This is a genomic window from Bradyrhizobium sp. 137, from assembly GCF_023074095.1.
In the GTDB taxonomy this organism is placed as follows: domain Bacteria; phylum Pseudomonadota; class Alphaproteobacteria; order Rhizobiales; family Xanthobacteraceae; genus Bradyrhizobium.
Genome location: NZ_JADPKU010000063.1, coordinates 112,943 through 138,481, shown reverse-complemented (window position 1 = coordinate 138,481; position 25,539 = coordinate 112,943). Strand labels below are relative to the sequence as shown.

Annotated in this window: 19 protein-coding genes; 10 read left to right on the top strand and 9 right to left on the bottom strand. The window is 57.7% G+C overall.

The genetic code is table 11. From position 1 onward, the window contains the following. The first annotated feature begins 1,396 nt into the window (after positions 1–1,396). Both tnpB and IVA78_RS19805 read left to right on the top strand, forming a co-directional pair. On the top strand, positions 1,397–2,395 hold the full coding sequence (tnpB, locus tag IVA78_RS19810; protein WP_247467205.1) for an IS66 family insertion sequence element accessory protein TnpB: 999 nt from the start codon (positions 1,397–1,399) through the stop codon (positions 2,393–2,395). A 744-nt stretch (positions 2,396–3,139) separates the two neighbouring features. Next, positions 3,140–3,418 (top strand): hypothetical protein, encoded by a 279-nt coding sequence (locus IVA78_RS19805; protein ID WP_247355428.1) that lies wholly within the window; start codon positions 3,140–3,142, stop codon positions 3,416–3,418. 90 nt (positions 3,419–3,508) lie between these two features. On the opposite strand, the gene IVA78_RS19800 is transcribed toward IVA78_RS19805, so the two are convergent. Together IVA78_RS19800 and IVA78_RS19795 are read right to left on the bottom strand one after the other, a co-directional pair. After that, positions 3,509–4,246 (bottom strand): metallophosphoesterase family protein, encoded by a 738-nt coding sequence (locus tag IVA78_RS19800; protein WP_247279672.1) that lies wholly within the window; start codon positions 4,244–4,246, stop codon positions 3,509–3,511. Continuing rightward, positions 4,243–4,470, bottom strand: a complete 228-nt coding sequence (locus IVA78_RS19795) for a hypothetical protein (RefSeq protein ID WP_247467202.1) — start codon at positions 4,468–4,470, stop codon at positions 4,243–4,245. The genes IVA78_RS19800 and IVA78_RS19795 overlap by 4 nt, the downstream gene beginning before the upstream one ends. 378 nt (positions 4,471–4,848) lie before the next feature. On the opposite strand from IVA78_RS19795, the gene IVA78_RS19790 reads away from it, so the two are divergent. Continuing rightward, a complete protein-coding gene (locus IVA78_RS19790; RefSeq protein ID WP_247467199.1) occupies positions 4,849–6,279 on the top strand; it encodes an undecaprenyl-phosphate glucose phosphotransferase in 1,431 nt (476 codons plus the stop codon). 1,040 nt (positions 6,280–7,319) lie between these two features. Here IVA78_RS19790 and IVA78_RS19785 read toward each other — a convergent pair. The 6 genes from IVA78_RS19785 to IVA78_RS19760 all read right to left on the bottom strand — a co-directional run bounded on the left by IVA78_RS19785 (position 7,320) and on the right by IVA78_RS19760 (position 14,970). Then, a complete protein-coding gene (locus tag IVA78_RS19785; RefSeq protein ID WP_247355429.1) occupies positions 7,320–7,946 on the bottom strand; it encodes a hypothetical protein in 627 nt (208 codons plus the stop codon). A gap of 55 nt (positions 7,947–8,001) precedes the next feature. Then, positions 8,002–9,327 (bottom strand): hypothetical protein, encoded by a 1,326-nt coding sequence (locus IVA78_RS19780; protein WP_247467196.1) that lies wholly within the window; start codon positions 9,325–9,327, stop codon positions 8,002–8,004. 222 nt (positions 9,328–9,549) lie between these two features. Beyond that, positions 9,550–10,191 carry a hypothetical protein gene (locus tag IVA78_RS19775; RefSeq protein ID WP_247467194.1) on the bottom strand — a complete coding sequence of 214 codons (642 nt, stop codon included), beginning with the start codon at positions 10,189–10,191 and terminating at the stop codon, positions 9,550–9,552. 67 nt (positions 10,192–10,258) lie between these two features. After that, positions 10,259–12,676, bottom strand: coding sequence for a polysaccharide biosynthesis tyrosine autokinase (locus IVA78_RS19770; RefSeq protein ID WP_247467189.1), 2,418 nt, complete (start codon positions 12,674–12,676; stop codon positions 10,259–10,261). 644 nt (positions 12,677–13,320) lie between these two features. After that, positions 13,321–14,304 (bottom strand): NAD(P)-dependent oxidoreductase, encoded by a 984-nt coding sequence (locus IVA78_RS19765; protein ID WP_247467186.1) that lies wholly within the window; start codon positions 14,302–14,304, stop codon positions 13,321–13,323. A gap of 387 nt (positions 14,305–14,691) precedes the next feature. Further along, positions 14,692–14,970, bottom strand: a complete 279-nt coding sequence (locus IVA78_RS19760) for a hypothetical protein (protein WP_247279499.1) — start codon at positions 14,968–14,970, stop codon at positions 14,692–14,694. 472 nt (positions 14,971–15,442) lie between these two features. Between IVA78_RS19760 and IVA78_RS19755 the strand changes: the two genes are divergently transcribed. Then, complete coding sequence (locus IVA78_RS19755) at positions 15,443–16,513, top strand: glycosyltransferase family 2 protein (RefSeq protein WP_247467183.1); 1,071 nt, start codon at positions 15,443–15,445, stop codon at positions 16,511–16,513. A gap of 26 nt (positions 16,514–16,539) precedes the next feature. Here IVA78_RS19755 and IVA78_RS19750 read toward each other — a convergent pair whose 3' ends face one another. Further along, on the bottom strand, positions 16,540–17,820 hold the full coding sequence (locus IVA78_RS19750) for a hypothetical protein (protein WP_247467180.1): 1,281 nt from the start codon (positions 17,818–17,820) through the stop codon (positions 16,540–16,542). Between the two features lie 138 nt (positions 17,821–17,958). On the opposite strand from IVA78_RS19750, the gene IVA78_RS19745 reads away from it, so the two are divergent. From IVA78_RS19745 to IVA78_RS19720, 6 genes are all read left to right on the top strand, one after another. Continuing rightward, entirely contained in the window at positions 17,959–19,149 is a 1,191-nt protein-coding gene (locus tag IVA78_RS19745) for an acyltransferase (protein WP_256468126.1), read from the top strand. Between the two features lie 145 nt (positions 19,150–19,294). Beyond that, a complete protein-coding gene (locus IVA78_RS19740) occupies positions 19,295–20,641 on the top strand; it encodes a glycoside hydrolase family 16 protein (protein ID WP_247467174.1) in 1,347 nt (448 codons plus the stop codon). 177 nt (positions 20,642–20,818) lie between these two features. Then, a complete protein-coding gene (locus IVA78_RS19735) occupies positions 20,819–21,919 on the top strand; it encodes a glycosyltransferase family 61 protein (RefSeq protein ID WP_247467170.1) in 1,101 nt (366 codons plus the stop codon). A 13-nt stretch (positions 21,920–21,932) separates the two neighbouring features. Beyond that, entirely contained in the window at positions 21,933–23,480 is a 1,548-nt protein-coding gene (locus tag IVA78_RS19730) for a lipopolysaccharide biosynthesis protein (RefSeq protein ID WP_247467167.1), read from the top strand. A gap of 5 nt (positions 23,481–23,485) precedes the next feature. Next, entirely contained in the window at positions 23,486–24,568 is a 1,083-nt protein-coding gene (gene gmd / locus IVA78_RS19725) for a GDP-mannose 4,6-dehydratase (protein ID WP_247467164.1), read from the top strand. Then, complete coding sequence (locus tag IVA78_RS19720; protein WP_276017352.1) at positions 24,549–25,505, top strand: GDP-L-fucose synthase; 957 nt, start codon at positions 24,549–24,551, stop codon at positions 25,503–25,505. Before gmd ends, IVA78_RS19720 begins: the two co-directional genes overlap by 20 nt. Positions 25,506–25,539: the final 34 nt, after the last annotated feature.

Here is a 25,539-nt window from a genome sequence, read left to right as displayed (position 1 = left end):
GGCAAGTGTTAACGGCCTACGATATCGGAAAACAGATCGCTCCAGACACTCTGGGACCTAGCGACGGTAAGCGAAGGAGATGTCGATGCTCTATTCTGAGGCGTGGAAACTGGGCCGGCGGTTGCATGCCTGATTGGCAACGTTAGGCTCGATAGCCATCCGAGGCGACGAGGCAGACAGCAGTGCCATAGCCGATCGTTCTTCGGCCAAGCGCCTCTCAATGTACTGCCGTTCAACTTCGGTCAGCGTCGTTTCGAGCAGGCGCACATATCGATCTATGTTCTTCTGATATGTGTGCAAACGGTCCATCATCGTCCATCCCGGGGGAACGAGTACGATATTGAAAATATCTCTTAAAGAGGCGTTTTTAAATATTTTAATCAATGCGTCTGATTTAAAATGGCAGATAAATCCGTACCGGTCAAGAAGGAGTATCTTCGATCAAATCACAGTCATAATTCTGTTCGCGATTTCGACCGTCGCGCCGCTCTATCCGTCTCCAGCATCGGCTCAGCAAAACACACCCGAAATGGCGCCGGCCATGAGGATTTGAACTTGATCATGGAGATCTGTGACACTCCCACAGGTTCGGTCTCAATGCTACGCAACCGTATCTCCTTACGCTGACGCTTGGCGCATCGTGCAGCATCATCTGCCGCACTGCCTTAAGCCCGCGCGCCCGCGAGGTGAGATATCAGCGCTGCCGTCGCGGCTGGCCGACTCAGTAGCGCTCCAATTGCAGAGGAATGCCAGTTCTTTCTTTCTGAGCAATGTTGTTGCTCGTGTTTGGCCCCCAATTTTCTCCCCTGTGAGATTGGGGAGGCGGCCACCACTCTCCCCAAAAAGTCACAAATCAAAGCCAAAGAAGGGCGGTGATCTTGCAGGGGTCATGGCGCATTCTGCCGCTCCCTCGGGGAGTTCAGCTTTTCCACATAACGCTGGATTGGATCATCTGAACTATGTGACGCAGAGAATCGCGCCCGACGCCGGGACATCTAAAGTCCGAAGCAACTTTAATTAAGATTGAGGGTATCATCCGTGAGGAGGGAAGGCCTATTGATCGCCGCACCGATAGCCTCGAAGATCAAAAGCGGGATTGATGCGGAGCCGAGGAACGGCTGATGCCAAGAACCCTCCAGGAGCAACTTGACCAACTTGAGCGAGACATCAAGCTGTACATGGAGTTTGATAGGGCAGAGAAAGATCGGTTCAATCGCGAGTCTTACTTGTGGACTGCCGAGGATCGCATCGAGTGGCAGGAGATACAATCCGACAACGCTGAACGACTCCGAGACCTTCGCGAACAGCGTGACGCATTGCGCAGTCAGATGGGCTTATAACTGACTTCTGTTTGAGAGCGCTTAAGAGTCTTGCACCGTTGATAGTGGAGCTTCGTATGTGGATTGCGACCGGCCACGCCGATATGCGCCGTCGCATGGGCTCGCTGGCCTTGCTGGTGCAGGACGCGTTCACGCGAGACCCGCACGGCCGCGACCTCGATGTGTTCCGTGGCAAAAGCGGCAAGCTGATCAAGATCCTTGGGCACGATGAGTTGGGCATGTCGTTCTGTGCCAAACGACTGGAGCGCGGCCCCTTCCTTGAGTCGTTCGAAACGAAGCTCCAGCAAAGCTACACCTACAAGCAGCTGGCCGACGCACTCAATGCCGGAGGCGCACAGGGCCGGAGGGGAGCTCCATTCACCGAAAGGTCGCTTTACACCTGCATTGCGAGAGCCAGAGCGCGCCTTGCTGATCGGGGCACTGCCGAGATCCGCGTCAGGGCTGTCCAAACAGGTCACAGTGTAGCGACAGCAAAGACGTCGCGGTGGGACCAGGATCTGCCAAATTCGCCCGAACTTAGCGAGTTCAAGCAGCGCATCAGCGATGCGAAATCTCATGCTGCGACGGGCGAATTTTTGTTTGGCAGGGCGAGGCGAAGTAGCTCGCCATGCCGTCAATTGATGATCGTGGGGAGCTGGAGCTTCTTCTCGATCGAATTGGTGTACCAGATCAAGATCGTAGATCTCGAGGAGGCGACGCTATCGTACCAATGGCGGTGCGAGCGTCGCGCGAATTCGCCCCGGATCAGTACGGTGGTGTCGCAGCTAGCTCTAGCCTGGAAAACGCAACTCGCACGCTGCACAATGGCAGCTCCTCATCACCTAGGCCTTGGAGAAGGCATCGGCTCCGTGGCCATATTGCCGCGCGGCGGTCGAACGAATATGGCGCGCCTCAAACAAAGGCCGCCGCCAGTCGTTAATCCAGCCTGGCTCGCCTCAGCCAAGCGCTCTCGAATTTACCGGACGTACCAGTATCCCCACCAGCGCTGGGACACGGGCCGTGCCTGCGCCTTCATGGCCGCGACTTCCTCGACCGGGCGAAGCTGGGGACCGTAGATCGCGGGCGGGTAGACATTATCCCACAGCACAAGCCCGCCTTGGACGAAAGCCGCCTGATGATGCGCCGGACCAAGCGCGAGCTCGGCGGCTGGCGCCACCGATGCCGTCAAGGTGAGGCCAAGAGCAGACAGGGCAATGGATGGAATAAGCACGCGGAAGTTCATTGGATTGAATCCCTTCGAAATGCGATGCGAAATAATGCGACGGCTCCCGGACGGTTGCAAGGGCATCGGCCGACCGATCGGCCCGAAATTCCCGTTGCGGGAAGCGGGGTCTGCGCGAAGCGCTCCTGCTCGACGATCAAAGCCTGGGACCCGCAGGCTCGCAAGAGCATCTCTGTATAGAGTGTAATCGTTGCCGGCCGAAACGAGAGGTGGGGGTGGATGATCGAACACGGCATCGCCTTGCATGCACACAAGAAGTCAAGGCGTGAGCAATCTTTCGGCGCCGGGAGTCATCGAAAATCATGATGTCGACACACTGCTCGGTCTTGATGTGTCTCCGGACTATCCGGGACGACTCTCCATGGCTTCTGCATTTGTCTCCGCTTCCATTTTTGGCGCTGGCCTCATCTTGGGATATGCGCTGCGTGCTTGGCGCGTCCAGCGAAGGGCTGCAAGCTCCGCTGAGACCTCGACTCCCGCCTCAACATTCGGCCATGCCCGACGAGCCTTTTAAGCACCGTCCGGCTCGCCGGCAGGCACTCGGGGTTCTCACTGAAACGAATGGGGGCATGACGAGATGAGTGAACCCAAGAAGGACGCTCCGCGGCGATACATTGTGGATGGTGCGGGACAGCGTGTTCTCGTCGGCCTGACGATTTCGGAGACGCTAGAGTTCGAAACGTTGGACAATCCGGATGCGCGATTGCGCGCCGGTTTGCCTGATCAGGAGCCTAGTCTGCAGCAGAACGAGCACGGCGCGCGTTGGCTGGAGCTCTACGTCAAGCATGAGCGAGCCTGGAACGATTGGATGGCCGAGACGCGTGCCCAGCCGCAGAAGCCCTGCCTGCTCAACTAGGCGAGGCGCTTCACCTCTGAGCGCCGAAGCCCATTCGACGCTCGCCGCGGAAGGGCTTTGGCAGGCAGATGGCAAGCGGTTGGGACCATGTCACACCGCGAGCATGCGACTTCCCTGGATGCTCATCAGGGTGAGGTTGCCGGTCGCATAGGCGCCGGTATCGATGTTGGCACGGTTATTCCGCACGTCGGCGTTCCGCACCGGCGTGTGACCGTGCACGATATATTTGCCGAAATTCTTTTTGCTCTCCAGGAACTCCTCGCGAATCCACAAAAGATCGTTCTCCTGCTGTTCGGATAACGCCACGCCCGGTCGAACGCCCGCATGCACGAAGAAGAAATCCCCGCACGTAAAGCTCAGACGCAAATTGTCCAGGAATTCCAGATGCTCAGTCGGCATTGCGCGAATCAAATCGCGCAAGATCGATGTCGGCTCGTCGCGCTTCAGATCCGGCGGGGCGAGCCCGTAAGACATCAATGTCTGGGTCCCCCCGACGGCAATCCAATCCTCGAACAGCGAAGGATCTTCGAACACGCTCACCAGAAATGCCTCGTGATTACCCTTGAGGAAGACCGCATTGCCCCGGCGACTACGCTCGACCAGGATGTCGAGGGTGGCGCGCGTATCCGGGCCGCGATCGATGTAATCGCCCATGAAAACCTCGATCGCGTAGCGCGGGCGACTGCGAGCCACGTCGGCGTCGATCACCCGCAACATCGGCTGGAGCAGATGCGCACAACCATGAATATCCGAGATCGCATAGATGCGAACTCCCTCCGGCAGGTGCGGCTTATGGATTGGCCGACGTGGTCGGGCGAAAGATATCATGGCGCACAATCGATCAGGTGGTCGCGAAATTTCCCCAAGCCGCCGGCACCTGAGAACTCCCCATCTGATGCGAACAACGTGCGGTGGATGGAGTAGCGGTCCTCGTTCTCCGGCTTGATCACGCCAAAAGAAGGGCGGAATTTCTTGCCTACCCCTGCTTGCGACGGGTTCCACCGGTCCGGAGAAATTGCAATGCTGAGCTGGATACCGCGGCAAAGATGCATGGCTCATTGCAAATTTCGTGATGCATCCGCAGATAGAAATTCATCCATGTTCCCGCAACTGACCCCTCGCGCTCTCGCGACAGGATAGGCGCCTGAAAGATGAGCGAAGACGCGCTCGCGTGACCGTTGAAGCATCGCGGAGGATATGGAACTTGAATCCAAAATACGGCAGCGCCGTCGCTGATATGTCAGCACTATGACGAGAGCGTCAGCGCGTCGAATTGTCGATGCGCATTTCGACGCGACACATCATGCGTGCAAAAGTTTTGCATGCAGCGCCACAATGTCGCTGCGATCACTTAACACCCTCCGTTTGGGAAGCGGTAAATCTTCAGCATCACAATGACCGCCAGGCACTCTCCACACGTAGAGGATCGAATGGCTGTTGCCACTTATAGCTCTGATAGCACCTATGCGATATCCTCCGCACGGGGCACGGCTCTTCAGAAGCCTTTTCAGCTCCTCGTGATCGCGGCCGACCTCTTGCTGATCTTGCTCTGCTACGCGATGGCGTCTGAACTTTATAGCGTCGCCACGCCGTCCTCTGGAGACGGAGCGCCCATCGGCGCCGGACTGATCGTCAGCGCAGTGTTCGTTGCAATCGCCTATTTTCAGGGTGTCTATGCAACGCACCGTTTGCTGAGTCTGGTCTGGCAATTGCGCAAAGCGATGATCATTTGGCTGGTGTCACTGACAATCCTTGCGGTCGCGGCGTTTCTATTGAAATCGTCGGACAATCTGTCCCGCGGCACGTTCCTCATCTTCACCGGAGTTGGCGGCGTTGGGTTGCTCAGCCTGCGCTTTGCGTGGCAGTGGGCGCTCGGCACGAGCTTTGCCAAGGGCCGATTGGTCGATCGCAAGGTTGCCCTGCTCAGCCTGAAGCCGCTTGATTTCACCTCGAGCCGTTTCAAGGACCTGCGCAAGAACGGATTCGACGTGGTTCGCCATTTCGTGCTTCCCGCTAACAACCATGGGACCGGCTGGGAGAGGCAAATCCGGGATGTTATTCGCCAATCCCGTGCAGCAGATGTCGAGGAGTACCTGTTGGCGGTTGATTGGAACGAGCTGCCGTTGTTGCAGCAACTCGAACTGCACTTGCGCGCTGTACCTCAGCCGATCCGTCTCTTGCCGGATAATTCGATCGCTGATCTGGTATCGCGCCCGTTTTTGCCGGTCAGCGGCACGGTGGCAATCGAGATTCAGCGACCACCGCTCAGCGTGTTTGAACGTCTCCAGAAGCGCTGCCTCGACGTCGGTCTGGCGTTGTTTTCGCTAGTGGCCCTAGCGCCAGTGCTGATCACCGTCTCCATTCTGATCAAGCTGGATTCGCCTGGGAGCGTGATCTTTCGACAGTCGCGCCGCGGCTTCAACGGCAAGCCGTTCGACATCTGGAAATTTCGCAGCATGTACGTGTGCGAGAATGGTCACTCGATTACTCAGGCAACCAAGAGGGACGCACGCGTCACGAGGATCGGGCGCTTCCTCCGCATGACAAGCATTGACGAGCTGCCCCAGCTCTGGAACGTGCTGCGCGGCGACATGTCGTTGGTCGGACCACGCCCACATGCGCTTGCCCATGACAACTATTATGACGAGATCATCAGCAACTACGTATACCGCCACCACATGAAGCCGGGCCTGACGGGCTGGGCTCAAGTTAACGGTTTCCGGGGCGAAACGCCGACCATCGACCTCATGGAAAAGCGGGTAGAATATGACGTTTGGTATGTAAGGAATTGGAGCATTTGGCTCGACCTGAAAATCATGGCGCGCACGGCGGCTGCAGTCATTTCCCAGGAGGCGTACTAGGTCAGCGCAGGCGGCCTTGGCGGCGCGGCGCGGACTTGTAGGCGCTGAGCTAGATGCGGATTGAGGCGAGAGCTCCCTTTGGAGCCTTCGAATCAGGCGTCGCGCCAATCACCAAGCTTCAGGTCTTATGCCTACGCGTCCTGTTCCACAGCCGCACAATGGCCTCACGTATTGCGACCAGCCGCGCCATCAAGACGAAAAAGACTCCCGTTGCGAGTGATCCGAGAGCGTGGCGAAGGGAGAATTGTTCGTTGTGATCGAGCTGGTCTTGATGCTTTTCGATCGGGACCGGTACAAGGATTGTTCCTGACCTGTTCAGCCGCGATCGCGACCCGCGGGAAGGAACCACGATGAGCACGAATAAAACGTTGAGCAACAGCCAGATGCTTAATATGGCAAGTACCGTCATCCAGTCCCACCGAAATGCAAGATCAAGTATGGGGTTAAATTAACCCTCGGAACCTCAGAAGGAAAGGGTGCACAACGCGGTTGAGGCGTCGGCTGACTCCTTCCAGCCGACGAGTTCCAGAGATACTCTATTTCGATCATCTCACGCCCGCCTTCATCAATCCGTGCAAAATCGGCTACGACAATGATCGTCGTTTGTGGACTCCGTACGATTACGGTCGGCGCTGGAACCATGGATCGCGCGAGCGCTAAGCCGCAGGAAGCGCTTTGCGTAGGATCCTTCGGCCTTCGGGGCGCAGCGGATGAGCCGGAACGATGTTCGAGCTGCTCGGAGCCCCTACGCACCGCGCTCAGCTTCCGCACAGCCGTGAACCCGTCTGGATCAGGTGTGACAAGAAGCCGCCTCGGGCTGCGGTGGCAATCGCCATGTCTAGCGCACGAGAATTGATTGTAAAGGAAAACGCGCGTGGCGCGCCAAGCACGACGGTTTGCCTGAACGATTGAAGACCCGAATCCTGTGACGAAGCGGTAAACTCCGGCATCACCACATATCGATCTGGTCAGGTTGAGAGGGCCTGGCTCAACTAGGCTCGGGCGACGGCAGCGAAGCGCGCCCACTAAACGCCACGAGGTCAACCGCGCAGTGTCGCCAGAAAGGACGGGTCAATCGATTCAACTGCATCTTCCAGGAAGGCCTTGCCCAGTTTTGATGCCCTCCGATAAGCGGACACGAGTGCCGATCTCGACCCAGGTCGGCGTATCAGGATGAGCCGAACGTCATTGCGTACGAGGTCCTTGACATCGGGAAGGGCGAGCGCGTCGAAGCGGGTCGCAATGTCGATCCGCGCCGGCATCAATCGCGCGTCGTTTGGTGCGACGAAATATGCCATCTTCAGGGCCTCGACCACGACCGGATCGTGCGGGTCGCGCTGGACCTGAAGCAGCGCCAGCGCCAGCCATAGTTCAGGATTGTAAGGAGAGGTCGAGAGCGTCCGCCTGAGGCGGCCGAGAGCGTCGGTATGCGCTATTGATCGCAGGATCGTGGGCTTTTGCTGGCCAGACTCAATTGTCTGCAGCGCGGCGATCAATCCATGATTACCTTCCAGCTCTGATCCAAACTGCGAGCGCGTTCCCAACAATGTGGGCGCGTCTTCAGTCCACCGCGCCCCAATCTCGGCCGCATCTGCGGAAAATGTTGTCCGGCCCAGCGCCGTCACCTCCGCTATGGCCGACACAATCGCATAGGATCCGACCGCCAAGGCCAACGCCACCAGAAGAACGCGAAATCTGCTCGATGAACTCATTGTCGATGCATTAGTTCAACATACGGCGCGCGGAAGCCGCCGAGTGGTTGGCGCCACTGGTCCGTCCCACTGATTGTGCAAGTCCAACTCCGACCATCACCGCCACGATTGCTTGAATCGCGGGGTTTGAGAGGCTTGAGTCAAGAAAGCTCTCGCAGAGTACAACGACAACGGCGGCGGCCGCGGCGGCCGCGAAAAAGGAATCACGTCCTCGCCGAACGGCGCCGCGAAAGCTAACGAGGAAAAACTGGACGGCGAAGGCTGCTAGGATGGCGCTCGCCAATCGTCCCGCCTCGACAGCCATCAAGACTGCGGTGGAGGGAGGGGCTGCCAGCGCAGCGCCGAACTCCTGATAGGCTCTCGAAATCAGCCTAAAGGTTCCGAGACCATGCCCCCACGTCGGTGCATCAGAGAGCAGGTGCTTTGCCGGCGCAACTGCTTCCGGGGGGAGGCTGACGAATCCAAGGAGGCCCAAGCCTCCGGATCGAGAGTGCGACGCAGCCATCGCGCTGGCGATCGCTGCAAGGACCAAGAACAATAGCGCCGAAGGCCAAGACCGAAATCCCAAGCGCCGCACAGCGGCTATGAACACGAGGACCATCAATCCGCAGCCAGTAACCGCCACCAATGCGCGTTGTTCGAGGGCGGCAAGTGCGGCGAATGCTACGGCAATTCCTAACAGACCGCAGGAAACGCCGACCCACAGTAGGGGCGAGGCCAGGTTGTGGATGTTCTGCTGGTGCAGGTGGCGTTCGAGTGCCCGGGCGACGAGCGCGCCATTTGTCAATATCGCAAGAGCGGCTGCTGCCGGAAACAGATTCGTAGCTACGCCGGGCTGGGGAATGATTCCGGCGAATAAATCGAGCCGGCCAAGTAGGAACTCGACTGACATGAGGGTCGTCACTGCGCTCAATACGAACAGGATCGTTTCGGCCATACGGCGATCCCTGGTGATGATGACGGTCGACACCAGGAGCGACACGTCGACCAGATAGAGGAACAGGCTGTGCAACGTTGCGCTCGTATCAACGCTGATGCGGCCCGGCAGCGATGGCTGATTCAATGCGATCGAAGTCGCCGACCAGATCGGGTTCGCGAGCGAAGACATCGGAAAGATTTGCAACGTCATCCAGACGACCGGAAGCAAGAATATGAGGAGAAATTGCTTCAGCAACTGCGCGGCAGACGCGATTTGCGTCTCCGGACCTCTTGTTGCCATTGCCATCATCAACGCAGTAGCAAGTGAAATCACATGCTGTGCGAAGGAGCCGCTTGTGAGCGCCAGGATCGGAGTCGCGGCCAGCAATGTGATTAAAAGCCAGGAAGCGATGAGCACTCGGAGAACCGTGAGACGTGGAAGCGGGAATGGAATGCAGCATTGCACAAGTGGGACATTGATACGCGTCGCATAGCCGAGCTTGCGACGCCACCGTCGTCTCGGTGATGGATGGCCGGATAGAAGCCACCATGACGCATCATCACAACGCGGCCTGCCAACTGGTCACATGCATTCGGTTTGCGGAATTCGCTCTGCATGACAGTTCCGTGACCGGCTAAATTATCGAGCATGGCAGTACTGCGACAAGTAACGGAGAGCCGTCGCCAGTCCAGCCATCGGCACCGCACCGCGGATCGCGGTCGGTGTGGTCCCAATTTCAACCTCAAGCTCGTTTGCGGTTTGCCAGTCGCTAGCAGCAAGCTTCGAGGCGCCGGCGGGTAGTAGGAGCGCGACGCCGCCCTGGATCACAGATGCCTGGAACTCTGCGCGCTTCTCTCCCGCTATGAGGGCTACGTTCGGTCGCGCCGAGCGGGACAGTGGCTCGAGTACAATGAGTACAATTTCGATGCCACCTTTCCCGCATTGTAGGCTCAGGCCAGCAAGGCGCGTATCCGACTTGGCACTATCGACGACATGCATCACTGAAATGGCATCGGCGCCGCCATCTGGATTTTTGCTCTTCACCAGTCGCCATCCGCCCTCAAGCTGTGTCGATTGGCTGCCGGACTCGATCTGCTTGAACGCCTCTTCGTCACAACGTCGACGCTGCTCGGCGCTGATCCCAGACCCGCAGTTCAGAATGCCCGGACGCACCGCCTCGGCTCGACCGGGAGCCGTCGTCATCAAGAGACCAGCACCGAGCAGGACTGAGCGCACCATCAGAAGCGCCGACCTAACATGCGCTAGCGCCAAATCATTCATGTTGTATCCAAGGCCCCGTCAAAAATCGGGCAAGCGCTGCCCGCCGCTCCGGATCAAGCATCTGACGTCAATCGACGTAACCATACCTCTTGTAGTATCGATTGCGATAGTAGGCTGCGCCGTACGTATCGTATCGGCTCATCACCGACACGTTCACCTTGTTAAGAACCGCACCGAGCATCCGCTCGCGCACAACCGGCGTTTCGCCTAGCACGCGCTCGACAATATCGATTTTCGACTTCGCCCATTCGATGACAAGGATATAGGAATCAGCCAACCCCCCGGTCGCCCGAACGTCAACGACCGGCGCCAGCGGGCTAAGATCGAGAACGATGCGATCAAAGTGCTGCCGTAGTTGCTGGAACAGGTCGTCCATCTGTTGCGAGGCCAGCAGGTCGCTCGAATTCGAGAAGCGCGATGTGATGGCACAAGGAAGAAAATGTAGATTCGTCTGCGGGTCTATCCAGACCACGTCCCTCCAGTCGGCTTGGCCGATGACGACATGGATCAAGCCGTCCTGCGCAGCCGGAGTAAGCCTTGCGGTGAGGCTTGGGTTGCGGATGTCGCCATCGATCAGCAGCGTACGGCAGCCGCTTTGCGCCAAGGTCTGCGCCAGCGCTTCGCTGATGGTTGACTTTCCCTCGTTCGGAAGAGCGGAGGTAATCCCCAGGACCTTGTTGGACCCTGCACCGAAATTTGCGAAATCGCTGGCGAGCTTGATCGACCGAAATCCCTCCGCGAAGCGTGAAAACGGGGCATTGATCACGTGCCGCCCGACGCTCTCCTCAGTTGAAAGCAGACGGTCGCGATGCGACTGTTGGTGGCTGAACGCGGGCGCGGGCCCGTGGAGTGGCAAGGTCGTGCCGGATCCCCCGTGACTCGGTGATGCCTGCTGCGGTTTGGGCTTGTCGCGTTTGCCGAATCGCCAGGCTGCTTTGCCCGATTGAGCGGAATTCGCTTTGATGGCACCCTGCTCTATGACCGGAATCGAAGCGAGACATCGGGTATCCACGAACTTCTCGACCTGCGAAACGGTACGGAAGACGCGATCCATCATATCAAGCAGGATTGCCACGAGAGCTGCGAGAATCGACCCACCCACGATCGCCGCAAGCAGGATGAGTGTCGTTCTTGGCGACGTCTTGTTGGGAAGAGTCGACGCGGCCTGGCTGATCACCCTAGCTTCGGTAATGGGAAACGATTGCTGCTGAACCGAGACCATGTACAGTTGCAGGAAGTTGTCAGACAATGCGCGAGCGCTCTGAGCGTTGCTTTCCAGATCTCTCAGGATGATCTGGGCCTGGCTGGTATTATTCGAGACCGCGATCGTATCGTTCAAGCTCTTCTGGCTGGACTCTTCGCGCGCCTTGGCAATTTCAAGGTCACTCTTGTAGACCTCGGCCGTGCGTCGCAGTTCGTCAATGATCGAGCGTCGGATTTCACGCATCTGATTGCGTAAATTGACAACCGCCAGATGTGTCGATCCATACCGGTTCGACCAATCGGCCTGCTTGGCCGCGTACTCGAGATAGGTCTGGCGCAATTTGGTGATGACCGGGTTGGCCATCGTCTCGCTCACCGTCGCCAAATCATTCAGAATGACCTTCGAATCGTCGCCGTCTGCATTCAATATCGCGGTGATGCGTTCGAGCTTAGCCTGTGCCTCCGCACGCTGGCTACGCGCAGTCGTCAGCGAAGTATTGATTTCAGCGAGTTGCTGCTCGGTGAGCAGTCGCCCGCCGGCGTCGACGATGTTGTTCTTGGCCTTGAAATCCGCAACGGTGCGTTCGGCGGAAGACGCCTGCGACCGCAATTCCTTCAATCGGTCTTGCAGCCAGACCGCCGCCCGTCTCGATGCCTGATATTTCGATTCCAACGAATCCACGATATAGCCGTCGGCGACTGCGTTGGCGATCCGCGCTGCCAACTCCTGCGACAATGCCTGAAAGGAGATCTCGATAACATAGCTCACGCCGACGCGCTTGATGCTGAGGCCGCTCGCAAAGCGAGCGAGTGCTGCGCGCAGTACTTGCTCTTCCGTGGGCGGGGTCGACTCGGAGAATATTCCGGTAATCGCGCTACTGATGCTGCTGAGCAATCCGCCGCCGTCGCTCATGAAGTCTGCCGACTCCGCAAGTTTCAGATCCTTGATGACTTTGGAGGCGATCGCTTCGGACTTGAGAAGTTCGACCTGACTGTCGACCATCGCCGAGTCGATCGGGTTGTCTGCGCCGCTCGCGGGCGCTTGCGTCTGCAGGCCCTGCATCTTGCGGCTGTCGATCATCAGGATCGCCGTTCCGGTATATCGCTTCGGTGCCGTGAACACGTAGACGCCGGCAAGACAGATGCACAGGAGCAGCGTGAAAATCATCACTGGATACTGGCGGCTCATCAGCGCAAGCGCAGAGGAGATGGTCTGCTCCAGCGATGGGGCCTCTGGCGCCGTGTTTTCGATCTCGCGAGATGTGATCTTTGTTTGAAGCATCCGGCCCGCCCTACCTAAATCTCTGTGAATGCGGCATCAGGCTGGCCTTGCCGCGCTGAATTCGTGCAAAAGTGCCGCGTAGAAGTTCCCTGTTGGTCGAATTCGACCCGACGGATGCGGTGATCGACGCGCGGCGCTCGAGAATTGGCCAGTGCCACCGAGGCTCTCTTGTCAAAGCACCTAGTCGGATCGTGCGACACGTTATTGGTCAGAGAAGTTTCGGCAACGCTGCAGGGCCACCGTAGGTACCGCTTGCCGCAAAATCGTCATAATGCCCATCTCCGTCAACTTTGCCAAAAAAGCGACTTTCAAGATCGAGACAATTCATGCCGCCTGAGAAGATCATGGTTCGCCCACGAATTGGGCAGGATTCCACGAATGCTACGTGCCGACCCGGTGGACAGCGTCCGACCGGTCTCAAATTCTGCGATGCAATATCGACCTGAGTGTGACGGACAAGCATGAGATCTTGCAACTGCCACAGGCAAGGCGAATGCGGTCTCGCGGTTACGACCGAGCACGCGACGCCGGAATCCGAACGGGTCTGGTTTCGGAATATCCGCTATGGCGGCGAGAATCGGCTTTGAAATTCCACCGGTGAATCTCCGATCTCCGGACACTTGAAGGATCCAGCCAACAAAATCTCAATCAAAATCCTTGATGGAGGATTCCCGATTCCAATCCACAAGCGAGCTTGCCAGATCGTACTCGAATTTGAACCCGCTTGCGATCAGATGCTTTGGCAGAATGTTCGTAGAAAACCACAACTTCTTGATCCGGTCACGATTGATGCCGGTCTTGATGCCGACAGCCTGCAGCACCTCGAATGGAAGCACGGCGAGATTCATTAGCCATACCGGAATCGTTATCGTCGGCTTGGGGTAAGCGGCAGTTCGAGAGAAGGCGGAGCAAATCTCGCTGATGGTATAACGGTCCTCATAGCAGAAATTGTAGATCGACAGACCGTCGTTGCGAGACGCCATGAAGAACATCGACGAGACCAGGTCCTTCACATAGCCGCACGACTTGATGGTGTCGGTTCGGCCCGGATAGATGAAGGCCCGCCTTTCGAGAAGCCTCGACAACCGCGTGAAATTGCCTCGCTCGTAGCGCCCATAGATGACGGCGGGGCGCACGATGGTCAGCCGCCTGTCCGGGTCCTCCGATTGCCATAGACGATGGATCGCTTCGGCCGAGAGTTTGGAGCGTCCATAGGCACTGACTGGGACCGGCGTCGCATCTTCGGTAAGTGGGGTCTCGGTCGGACCGTAGACCGATATCGAGCTGGTAAAGATGACGTTCCGGCTGCCAGTGTCTCTCGCAAATCGGCAGACGTGCACCGCACCCAGCACGTTTGTATAATAATAGTCGCCGTCCGGATGACCTGGGGTGACATGGACTGCAGCCAGGTTGAAGATGTCGGCAGGCAGCCCGCCTGCGAGCTTCGGGTCGATTGGCTCACGGACATCATGATCGACATACTCGACGCCTTCGACGTGCGCCCTAGGCTTCCCGATATCCACTGAGACGATTCGGTCGTAGCGGCCGGAAGCGAGCATCCGCGTCATCAGATGTGTACCGATGAAGCCTGCGCCTCCGAATACAATAGCCTGGGTGGGATTGGACATGAGCGCGAGGGTCAACTTGAGTGAAGGTGCTGAGTCAACGGCGACAAATTTCGGTCAAGGCTCCCTGACAATCGAGCGCACGCATTGGAAAGCGGCACGCCCTGCCGTTGCAAGGGTTGTGCCCAGAAAGAACAAGATTGCTTGATGTGCAGTGCGCCCGCTCGCGACCGCGAGCGCTATGCTGCTCGACATCAATGAAGCGGGCAATTCGGGGCAGCAATTGGTCAGTCATGCGTTTCTCATGTGGCGATAACAACATCGTTACCGACAGCGCGTGTGACATGCTCGGAATCATCGGTTCCATCTGGGCGATCCCGAATGCGGTGGCGCTGATTCAAGCGGCAACGCGAATAGATGGGAGGACGGACTGCTCGTCTGAACAACGACTCAATAGAGCTCGCGGTACTCAAATTGGAAGTTCGTTGATCCCGCCGCGATCCCCAATAATCTTTGCAGCTTCTGGTAACCCGCGAGCGGAACGACGATGCAATCGGAACTTCCCGCGTAGCAAACCCGAACTCGGATCGATTGACCGCAGATGTTTTGAACCAGCACAATCTGCTCGATGATCTTGGGGTTGTTGGCTTGAGGGTGTGTCACCGGATTGACTGATATGCAAAGCTTTCCGTCCACTGTCGTGTGATTTGGAGCGAAGGTACCTTCCATCGGTCGAATCGAACTCGAAGGCCGAGTGGAAATGCCGGAGCCGCCATACATCGGAGGAGATGTGCGACCGAAGCCGGAAATTTGAGCATCGGTCGTCGTTGCGAGCAGCGATGAAGCGATGGCTACACATATCGCCACATAACCGTCTGAGCGCCTAGATCGGTTATCATGCATCTTCACTGCTCTGCACATCCATGATGGTTGGGGCCAGCTCTCGAAAGAAGCCGCGATTGTCGCGGCAGGATAGAGTTGCAGTTGCGGCAACAGAATGACAGGTAAAATAGTTCCCGGGATTGCAGGCGGGAATCTTGCCTCTTCCTTGCGCTTGAAAACACGTGCTAGAGGCTGCACCTTCCTGGAGTAAGTGTCTGACGCCCGTCGACTGTGATGTTCTGTCGGCCGTCATGCGACGTACTTGCAACGCGAGTATTCTAGGCGGCGAATGTTGAAGGAGATACCAGGACCCGCTGTGTTGCCGGAAGTCGAACCGGCGACCCTGCCGCGCCTCTCGGTCGTCATTCCGAACCACAATTACGCAGCTTATGTGGGATCCGCGATCCGCAGCGCGCTGGACATACGATGGCCAAACGTCGAAGTGATCGTCGTCGATGACGGGTCGACGGACCATTCACTCGACGTCATCAACGAATTTGCAGACGAAGTCACAATCATCAGCCAGGCGAACGCCGGGCAGATGATGTCATGTGTGAACGGCTTTCGCAGGTCTTCCGGCGATATCATCATATTTCTCGACTCGGACGATGCCTTGCATCCTGATGTCATGACGGAGATCGTATCCGTCTGGTCCAAAGCCGCGAGCAAATATCAGTTTCAGATGCGCGTGATCGATGCCGAGGGGCAGCCGACCGGAAACGTCCTGCCGCAGTACTTCTCCTGTCCGTCCTCGGAGGACGTCCGCAAGTGGATGGCAACCACCGGCGCCTATCCGACGCCGCCCGGGTCAGGAAATGCCTACCCAAAATGGTTTGTCGAGCGTGTCTTCTGCTTTGATTCCGACTTCGTTGATCGGGCTCCGGACAGTTATCTTTTGGCGGCCGCTCCTGCGTGTGGCGAGATCGTGACGATCACCAAGCCATTGGCGGATTATCGCGTGCACGGCCTCAATCACGGGGCTTTCCTTCAACTAGACGATACCCGCTTTGCGAGAGAGATCGACCTCACGCGGAGGAGATACAAATTCTTTTCCGAGATCGCGCGCACGGAGAAGTTTCCGGTTGCGCCCGATGCGCTCAAGAGTAATTTGATTTTTCTTTGTTTGCGGACAGCCTCGTTCAGGCTGCGGCCGGACCTTCATCCAATTGCCGCGGATAGTTCATTGAGCATCGCTGTCGATGCGCTTGGAGCGGCTGCGTCGCCGCAAGGGTTCTCAAGGTCGCAGCGCGTATCCCTGCTGGCTTGGATCTTCTGCATCCTGATCAGTCCGCGGTACTTTCGTCGTGCCCTGGTGAGTTTGCGGTACGTGCCCGCCCAGCGGCCGAAATGGTTGCGCGCGTTGCTCGGTCGCTTCCGCATCATTCGATGATCAGGGACGGGGCTGGGACCCTTCGGTCAGACGGCAGCTTTGGTACGAATCGACCTCAGGCCGGCGCCTGGTGGCTGCGACCATACGCACAGCATTGCCATCATGATCAGGAATGGAGCCATGGCGAGGTTGCCGCCGCCGAGCTGATAGCAGGCCAGCATTGTCAGTGCGAGCATCGAGTTGTCCTTCCTGAATATCGAGAGGATAAGATAGAACAGGAAAATCAGTAGCCCGATAATTCCGTAATCCGCGACAAGCTTGAGAACCGGATTTCCGCTGCCGCCAAAGTAGGCAGGCGACCGTTCCAATCCGCCGGGTCCGGAGCCGATAAGCACTCTGTCGGTCTGAAAGAGATAGTCCCAGGTCTGTAGTTGTGCGACGTAGCGGGCATAGCCGCTCGACTTGGTTGAACTGAATTCGTTAAGTCTACTAACGATGGGCTCAAAAGGTTCCGGCGCAACGAGGTACGTTGTGCCGATCAGCAAGGCAACGGCCGTCCCGATGGCGATAACCCGCAGCGATTTGAGCGGAGCAATCAGGGGATAGGCGCCGAGGGACACGACGAGCACCAGGAGGCCCGATCCGGACCGAGTGAGCACGTACGAGATGGCGTACAACGGAAGACTGGCAAGTCGCCGCAAAATGAACACATCGACGACCACACCTATGGCGAGCAATTGGGATAACGCTCCCGGCTCCATCGGGAAAAACCCGTTCGCGCGCCGATTCGAAGACCCATAAAATTCCACCGCATTTTGATTGTAGGCGGACTCGACGAGGACCGGATCGAGCGCCGGGATTGCATCCTTGAACGAGAAGATGCGTATTCCGCCGAATTGAAGAACGATCTGGATGATTGCCAGAACGGCGCACAGGCGAACATAGAACAGGAAGACGGGAAGGACCGCTTCGTTCGAGAATCTCGTCGACGGCCCGAACAGGAAGATCGAATTCGTGACAAGAACCATCGCAAGTGATGCCGGGCTACTCTCGACACCGCGATCGGGAGATTCGGCTGCCGCGACCGCGCTGAAGAGAAACCAGATGACAACTAATCCGAAGGCGAGCGTCTGCGGCCCGCGAATGCTCACCAGACCAACCCACCATCCCCACGCGACGAGCGCGAGGAATCCGAACAGCGAAAAGAAGATCTGTCCGGTTCCGATGAGGAGTCCGAAACGCTGCATGCAAATGCACAGAATGAAGGCGACATGGGCGAAAATGACGCTGTTGGTCTCGTCGCTTGACGCTGCTGCAGCGCACTTGTTAGACGAGGTTCTGGCTGGGAATGTGTCGAGGCTCACCATGTTGGGACTCGTCGATTACTGTTTCTTGGCGCCTCGGTTGGTGGGTGCGTCTGGGCACAGGGCAACGATCGCGATCGACCTTGGTCTCTCTCGTGAGGCTGTTCACCCTCTATACTAGAGCCTGTAGCGACTTCCCACATGGAACACAACGCGAGCGCAAGATTTAACCCTTACGTTCATGGTGCCAGAGGTTTGTTTTGCCTCATGGTATTCGTCTATCACGTCGTTCATTCCGGACTACCCACGTTCGATCTGTTTGCCAGGGGGCTGTTGGGAGAAGCGCTGCAGACCGGGAAGTTCGGTGTCGAGTTCTTCTTCGGCATCAGTGGAATCGTGATTCTGCCAAGCCTGTATCGCGCATCCTCGGTGTTGACCTTTATTCTTGATCGCTATGCGAGGATTCTTCCTGTGCTCTGGGCGACCGTGATCGCGATTGCGATCGTTAGCTGGCTTTCAGGTAAGGGTCCAAGTCTGCTGCTGGTTGGTGCAAATCTGTTGGCGCCGCCTCCTTTCATTGACATCATCCAGATCAATCCCGCTGCTTGGTCGCTCGGATACGAATTCCTGTTCTATGGAGTATGTGCTGTCGTTTTCCTGATCAGCGGCGTCAGTCGGCCGCTGGCGCTGGCATTAGCCGCCAGTTCGCTGATCTTGCTCGTGTACTATCCCCGCGCGCTCCTGATGGTCGGTGGCGTACTTATTGCGGAGAAGTATCTGTCGTCGACCTTGTTGCATTCCCTGGCGAAATACCCGGCGATCTTCTTCGCGCTGTTCCTGACCGTCTGGAGAGGCCTCGAGCTTGCCAGCGCAACGGACTACGTGGGCTTTGTTACGCCGGCATATCTGTCATTCCACAACTGGATCTCTGCTTTTCCATTTGTTGTTCTTGGTGGCGTCTTCGGGACCATTTTCCTGCTCGGCATGTCCCGCGGAAACGGGCTGTTCGGAAGAATGCTGCGTTGGCAGGTCATGCAGTGGCTGGGAACGATCAGCTTCAGTTTTTATCTCTGGCCGCCGATCGTCATGGCTGGGGTCAAGCTGATCATGTATCGAACGGGCATGGTCGATGCATTGGGGGACGGATCGCAACTGTTTTTTCTCCTGGTCTCGCTTCCGCCGTCGCTTATCATTGCAACGATCAGCCATCGCTTCCTTGAAGTGAAGGTGACGGGACAGATTCGAAAATGGCTCGACAGGGTCTCGGAAGCGAAACGAGCAGTCCGGCCGATCAATCAAGCATTCGACGGCGCTCCAGGGAACCTGATCGGGGAACAGTCAAATGTTCTTGATTGTGCGACAAGTCACCGCCCCAAAACGATCGCAAGTTGAATGTCTACTCAAAAGCCGCAGAGCCGTGCACTCGATTGTGCCGGCTCATGACGTGGCAGCATCACCGTTGCCATCGTCTTTGCGCATTGCGCCGGCACAGCGTTTCCCAGCCAGGACTAACAGCCGAACCGAAAGGATCTCGTTGATGATCGCAGTCGTGCGCAGGCAAGTCCTTTGTGTCGCCTCGATAGTTGTTGCACTTGGATCCGCAACGCCGGCCTGGTGCGCCGGCTGGGAGCTGGTTTTTTCGGATGAGTTCAACGGCGACAAGCTTGATCGAACCAAATGGGCGACCCGATACATCTACAACAACGAAACAATGGATCGTTTCAACGATGAAAAGCAGCGCTACCGCGACAATCACGTGGTGTCCGAAGGTGCGCTGAGCCTGACCGCAAAAAAGAATGAGGGGGCGGACACATTCGATTCCGCGATGATCCGAAGCCATCAGACATTCTACTACGGCTATTATGAAGCGCGGGTCTTTCTTCCGAACGCGCGGGGATCGTGGCCGGCATTCTGGCTCGAAGCCGATTACGACATCGATGGAAAGTTCTGGCATCCCCCGGAGATCGACATTTTTGAGTACGTCATCAACGGTGTGGAAGACAAGCCGAACATGCTGCACTCGAATGCCATGAGTAAAGAGAAGTGGACGCCGCAGTCCTACACGTATGTGGACAGCTCGTTCGTGCTCAGGTTTCAGGACATGGTCAGCAAGGAGGATCTGAACAAGGACTGGCATATTGCCGGCTTCGTTTGGGCTCCTGACCGCATTTCGTTCTTCTGGGACGGTCGTCTCGTCTACACGCGCATGTACCAGTGGCTCAGGAAGGACGGCCAACTGGGGCCGCCGGCGCACATCGATCTCAATTTCGCTGTCGGCGGAGCAGCGTGGGCCGGTCGGCACGGGATCGATGATGCGGCTTTCCCGCAGACGTTCAAGATCGACTACGTTCGCGTCTGTCAGTTCACGTCCTCTGAGCGGGGAAGCCGAAAATGCGGTCCGAGCGACGTGACACCGGATCCGAATGATTTTGGATATAAGGCAGCGCTCAACGACATGCCCAAGCCGACATTTCTCAACGTTACGAATGTGGTAGCGGATAAGAAGCCGAATGCGGGGGTGTTGTCACTGAGCACAACCGACCCGCTCAAGATCGAAATTCCGGTCAAGATTCCGGACGACTATCCGACAAATCGAACGATTCATGCGTACGTCTTCGATGCAACAACCGGCGCGATGGTCGCATCGGCAAAGAAGCCGCTACAACAGGTCTCTCGCAAGGACGCGGAAGATGGCGTCAGTGTGATCGAATTTGCGCTGCCGGCCGCACCGCGTGAAGGGAACTATCTGCTGGGCAGCAAACTGACGGCTGAAGTCGCGGGCGAGGTCGGCCCCAAAGAAGTCCCAGTTGCTTGCGACACCACGGTGATCCAACCAAAAAAGGCCAGATCTTGCCGTCTATTGTCGCTGCATGTGCGCCGCTGATCGGAGGGGTGCATCCAGCGTGAGCACAACTCCGTGGATCTGGATCAAGCCGAGCACCGCTGATTGCGATCGGCACGCTGTCCGAAGGTCGGTCTGAATTTTGCTTTGGCTGTGGCAGGTGAGGCCTCATGCGGGCTTGCCTGTCACGGTCAGTGTCTCTTGCATGGGTAGTCGTCCATGAACTCAAAGGTTCGCGCCGTCAGGCAAATTCTTCGTGGTGCATTGCGCGGCAGCCCGAGCCGGCTTTGTGATCATCGCACGTGGCGAAGTGAACATCCGCATACCTGGCTGACTGCCGTCGAGGAAGAGGTACTGGCGCGGAAGGCGCCGGTTCGATTCGGCAGCCGCGACGCAGGTTTCGGTGAAAGCGTTGACAACAGAATGCCCGAGCTGGGCATTCTCCGCCTGGACAAGGCCCGAATCCTCGGTCCCGACGGCTGGCTCGTGACGGAGGATGGATCGCTGCTCTACGAGAGCACCTGGTACGGATCGTCGTTCTCGCGCCATCCGCGATCAGTTGCCTACGGGACGCCGCTGCCGCTAAGTGGCACCTGTCTCTCGCTGGCGAGTGATTTCGCCGGAGGAAACTATGGGCACTTCCTGCTCGATTGCCTGGGACGCTTGGCGCTATTTCAGAAAAGTGGCCTGTCGCTCGATGATGTCGATTATGTCTATTTGCCCAAGCCTGCGTCCGAAACGGCAGCCAAACTCGTTCGCCGGCTTGGAATTCCAATGCGCAAGTGCGTGTGGGCAGGCCAGGAGGATATCCAGGCCGATCTCGTGATTGGCACTTCGTTTCCAGGCTTGCCACGGAATTATGCGCCATGGCTTACGGAGTTCTTCCGCTTGCAGCTAGCCAAGTCGCCGCTTCGTCACGACAGGCGCGTATACGTTCCGCGCAAAGGACAAAGGAAGGTTGCTAACGAAGAAGAGCTGATGCCTGCACTGAAAAAGTTCGGCTTCCAGATCTACGAATTTGACCACGTCGAGGATGAAGCGGCGTTTTTCGCGGAATGCTCGATTGTCGTTGGCCCACATGGTGCAGGGCTGACCAATCTCGTATTCTGCTCGCCTGGAACGCAGGTCCTGGAGCTGATTCCCTCAGACCACGTGCATCCCTACTACTACACGATCGCAACGTCCGCCGGCGCGGACTATTCCTATATCGTGGGAGACAGCAAGGGAACGCGCCCGCAGGGCGCGTTTGGACCCAGTCCATTCGATTTCGAGGTTGCGCCTGACATCTTCGAGCGCGCACTGGAAACCATATGCCAATGAACGAGCATTGAAAATGGTCGCTCTTGGTGCGCGTACGCCGCTCCCTTTGTCGAAAAATTCAATCGCCATCGGAGCTGCCTGGATCGGCGTGAGCCGGCTGGTGGTTGCCAGTCTCGGCTTCCTGAACACGCTCATATTGGCGAGAATGCTCACGCCGGAAGATTTCGGCCTGGTTGCTGTCGCGACGGCCATCATTGCTGTTCTGACATCTATGACTGAACTGTCCCTGGCATCGGCCCTCATTCACCACAAGGATCCAAGTGAAGATCAATTCCACGCCGCGTGGACGTTGGGCCTGGCTCGTGCCTGCTTGCTCGCACTCTTGCTGTCGTTGCTTGCTTATCCGGTGGCATTGTCCTACGGCGATGGCCGCTTGATTCCAATCCTGTTGGTCCTGAGCTGTTCGATTGTAATATCCGGCCTTCGAAACCCGATGCTAGCGATGATGCAGCGTCAACTCGTCTTCTGGCAGGAATTTGTGACGAGCAGCAGCCGGGCGCTCGCAACCATCCTCGTCTCCTCCGGGATCGCCATTTGCTTCAGGAGCTACTGGGCGCTGATCGCCGGGGCCGTCGTCGCCAACTTCATCGATGTCGTTGCCTCTTATCTGATCCAGCCGTTTCGGCCGAAATTCCGGATAAAGGGTAGCCGCTCCCTATTCTCGTTCTCTGTGTGGCTATCGCTCGGACAGGCCGTCAGCACGCTGAACTGGCGTTTCGACCAGATCATCATCGGATATTTTCTTGGGAAATCCACCCTGGGTGGATATGTGCTGGGCAGCGACCTGGCCGCCACGCCGACAAGAGAAGCAACAAATCCGCTCGCCGGGACGCTGTTTCCCGCGTTCGTGAGGCTGAGGGACGACAAAGCCGCCCTTCAACGAGCTTATCTGTCGGCGCAATCAATGCTGTGTGTGATCGCCTTTCCGGCCGGGTTCGGCTTCGCGTTGATCGCCGATCAATTCGTTCCGCTCGCGCTGGGCGAGGCCTGGGCAGGCGCGACAATCGTGATCCAGCTCCTCGGTGGTGCAATTGCGTTGCATACGCTCAGCGCGACCGTCCAACCCCTTGGTCTGGCGCTTGGGCAGACGCGCAGGTTATTTCATCGCGACGTTGCGATCCTAATCGTGAGGCTGCCTGTCATTGTTGCCGGCTTGTGGGTAGCGGGGTTACTTGGCCTGCTGGTCGCTCGCGTGGCGGTTACGCTCGGCGGTGTCGTCTACAACATGGTCCTGGTCCGCGAACTGATTGACGCTTCTGTCTCCCGGCAATTTCTCGTGAATCTGAGGGCCGCTTTGTCCACCTGCACGATGATCATTGTCGGTCTTCTGACCAATTGGGCTTTCATTACATTTTTTGGCCATGAGTCTCACGTCTATGCTCGGTTGATTGCCGTTGTTCTCGTGAGCGCTCTTGCCTATGTCGGGTCACTTTTTGGAGTCTGGCGAGCGACAGGCTCGCCGGCCGGGCCCGAGCGTGAGATCCTGCGAATCCTGGGCGCAATCGCCGACAGGTTTGGAAAAACTGGGAAAGTCATCGATGAGAATCGAGTGGTCGGGTGAGCAATATGAATGAAAGATCGAAGCGCCGCGTCGCGCTGATTACGGGCGTCACGGGTCAGGACGGTGCCTATCTCGCCGAGTACCTGGTCGGCCTGGGCTACGCCGTTCACGGCATCAAGCGGCGATCGTCCTCATTCAACACCGCCCGTGTCGATCATCTTTATCAGGATCCGCATGCCGGCAATGTGCCGTTCCTGATGCATTACGGCGATATGACGGATTCGACAAACCTGATCCGTCTAATGCAGCAGATCCGGCCAACAGAGATCTATAATCTGGCTGCACAGAGCCATGTGGCGGTCAGTTTCGAGAGCCCGGAATATACCGCGAACGCGGATGCGATTGGAACGCTGCGGCTATTGGAAGCGATCCGCATTCTCGGCATGGAGAGGGAGACGCGATTCTATCAGGCGTCCACCTCCGAGCTCTACGGCCTCGTGCAGGAAGTGCCGCAGAAGGAAACGACCCCCTTTTACCCGCGCTCCCCTTACGCGGTGGCGAAGCTCTATGCCTATTGGATCACGGTGAACTACCGCGAGGCCTACGGCATGTTTGCCTCGAACGGCATTCTCTTCAACCACGAGAGCCCGATCCGCGGCGAAACCTTCGTCACCCGCAAGATCACGCGTGCCGTTGCCCGCATCGAGACGGGTCTCGAAGAGACGCTGTATCTCGGAAATCTCGAGGCCAAGCGCGACTGGGGCCACGCCAGGGATTATGTCGAAGGCATGCACATGATCCTGCAGGCCGAGCGGCCTGACGATTTCGTGCTGGCAACCGGGGAGACTCGCTCGGTGCGCGAATTCGTGGAACTCGCCTTTGCCGAAGTCGGCCGCAAAATCGAATGGCGGGGCAAGGGCGTCGAGGAATCCGGTATTGACAAGAAGTCAGGCAGGATCGTCGTGCGGATCGACCCGACCTATTTCCGTCCCACCGAGGTCGATCTCCTGATCGGCGATCCCAGCAAGGTGCGCGAGAAGCTCGGCTGGAAATCCAGGACCCCTTTCGCGCAACTGGTCAAGGAAATGGTGGCGTCCGATTTGCTCGAGGCCAAGCGAGAGGTTGCCAATGGCAAGCACTCTATTTGAGCTGGCAGGCAAGACCGTCTTCGTCGCCGGCCATCGCGGCATGGTTGGCTCCGCGTTGGTGCGACGGCTCGCGGAGGAAAATGTCGAGTTGCTGACGGTGTCGCGGAGCGAGGTAGACCTGCGTGACCAGGCCGCCGTCGATAGATGGTTCGCTGCAAGGCGTCCGCAAGCAGTGTTCCTTGCTGCCGCCAAGGTCGGTGGCATCGTCGCCAACAATACGCTACGCGCCGAGTTCCTCTACGACAATCTCGCGATCGCGACCAACGTCATTCACGCCGCTCATGTTAATCGATGCGAGAAGCTGATGTTCTTTGGCTCCTCATGCATCTACCCCAAACGCGCAGTCCAGCCGCTGCGCGAAGAGTCGATGCTGACTGGTCCGCTGGAGCCGACCAACGAACCCTACGCGATCGCCAAGATCGCCGGCATCAAGATGGTCGAGGCCTATCGTAGCCAGTACGGTTCAAATTTCATCAGTGTGATGCCGACCAACCTCTATGGGCCCGGCGACAATTATCATCCAGAATACAGCCACGTCGTCGCGGCGTTGATCCGCCGCTTCCATGAGGCCAAGACGTCGGGAGCGAAGAACGTCGTGGTGTGGGGCACCGGCACGCCGCGGCGCGAATTCCTCTTTGTCGACGATCTGGCAGACGCCTGCATCCACCTGATGAAGACCTATTCGAGCGGCGAGCTCGTCAACATCGGCACCGGCGTGGACATTGAGATCGCCGAATTCGCCCGCCTGGTCGCGGAGACCGTCGGCTATTCCGGCGAGATCAGCTTTGACACCTCGCGCCCCGACGGCACCCCGCGCAAATTGCTCGACGTCAACCGATTGGCGAAACTGGGTTGGCGAGCCAAGACCCCGCTCGAGGATGGGCTCAAGCTGGCCTATCAGGCATATCTCGGCGAGAACCGGCAGGCGGGAGAGTAGGCAGCGCACTTCTGCCATTGCGAGCTAACGGTCG

Excerpts from the sequence above, each read along its gene's own strand:
- tnpB (WP_247467205.1), top strand. The coding sequence starts at position 1,397 with ATGTGGATTGCGACCGGCCACGCCGATATGCGCCGTCGCATGGGCTCG.
- IVA78_RS19805 (WP_247355428.1), top strand. The coding sequence starts at position 3,140 with ATGAGTGAACCCAAGAAGGACGCTCCGCGGCGATACATTGTGGATGGT.
- IVA78_RS19800 (WP_247279672.1), bottom strand. The coding sequence starts at position 4,246 with ATGATATCTTTCGCCCGACCACGTCGGCCAATCCATAAGCCGCACCTG.
- IVA78_RS19795 (WP_247467202.1), bottom strand. The coding sequence starts at position 4,470 with ATGCATCTTTGCCGCGGTATCCAGCTCAGCATTGCAATTTCTCCGGAC.
- IVA78_RS19790 (WP_247467199.1), top strand. The coding sequence starts at position 4,849 with ATGGCTGTTGCCACTTATAGCTCTGATAGCACCTATGCGATATCCTCC.
- IVA78_RS19775 (WP_247467194.1), bottom strand. The coding sequence starts at position 10,191 with ATGAATGATTTGGCGCTAGCGCATGTTAGGTCGGCGCTTCTGATGGTG.
- IVA78_RS19770 (WP_247467189.1), bottom strand. The coding sequence starts at position 12,676 with ATGCTTCAAACAAAGATCACATCTCGCGAGATCGAAAACACGGCGCCA.
- IVA78_RS19765 (WP_247467186.1), bottom strand. The coding sequence starts at position 14,304 with ATGTCCAATCCCACCCAGGCTATTGTATTCGGAGGCGCAGGCTTCATC.
- IVA78_RS19760 (WP_247279499.1), bottom strand. The coding sequence starts at position 14,970 with ATGGAAGGTACCTTCGCTCCAAATCACACGACAGTGGACGGAAAGCTT.
- IVA78_RS19750 (WP_247467180.1), bottom strand. The coding sequence starts at position 17,820 with ATGGTGAGCCTCGACACATTCCCAGCCAGAACCTCGTCTAACAAGTGC.
- IVA78_RS19745 (WP_256468126.1), top strand. The coding sequence starts at position 17,959 with ATGGAACACAACGCGAGCGCAAGATTTAACCCTTACGTTCATGGTGCC.
- IVA78_RS19740 (WP_247467174.1), top strand. The coding sequence starts at position 19,295 with ATGATCGCAGTCGTGCGCAGGCAAGTCCTTTGTGTCGCCTCGATAGTT.
- IVA78_RS19735 (WP_247467170.1), top strand. The coding sequence starts at position 20,819 with ATGAACTCAAAGGTTCGCGCCGTCAGGCAAATTCTTCGTGGTGCATTG.
- IVA78_RS19730 (WP_247467167.1), top strand. The coding sequence starts at position 21,933 with ATGGTCGCTCTTGGTGCGCGTACGCCGCTCCCTTTGTCGAAAAATTCA.
- gmd (WP_247467164.1), top strand. The coding sequence starts at position 23,486 with ATGAATGAAAGATCGAAGCGCCGCGTCGCGCTGATTACGGGCGTCACG.
- IVA78_RS19720 (WP_276017352.1), top strand. The coding sequence starts at position 24,549 with ATGGCAAGCACTCTATTTGAGCTGGCAGGCAAGACCGTCTTCGTCGCC.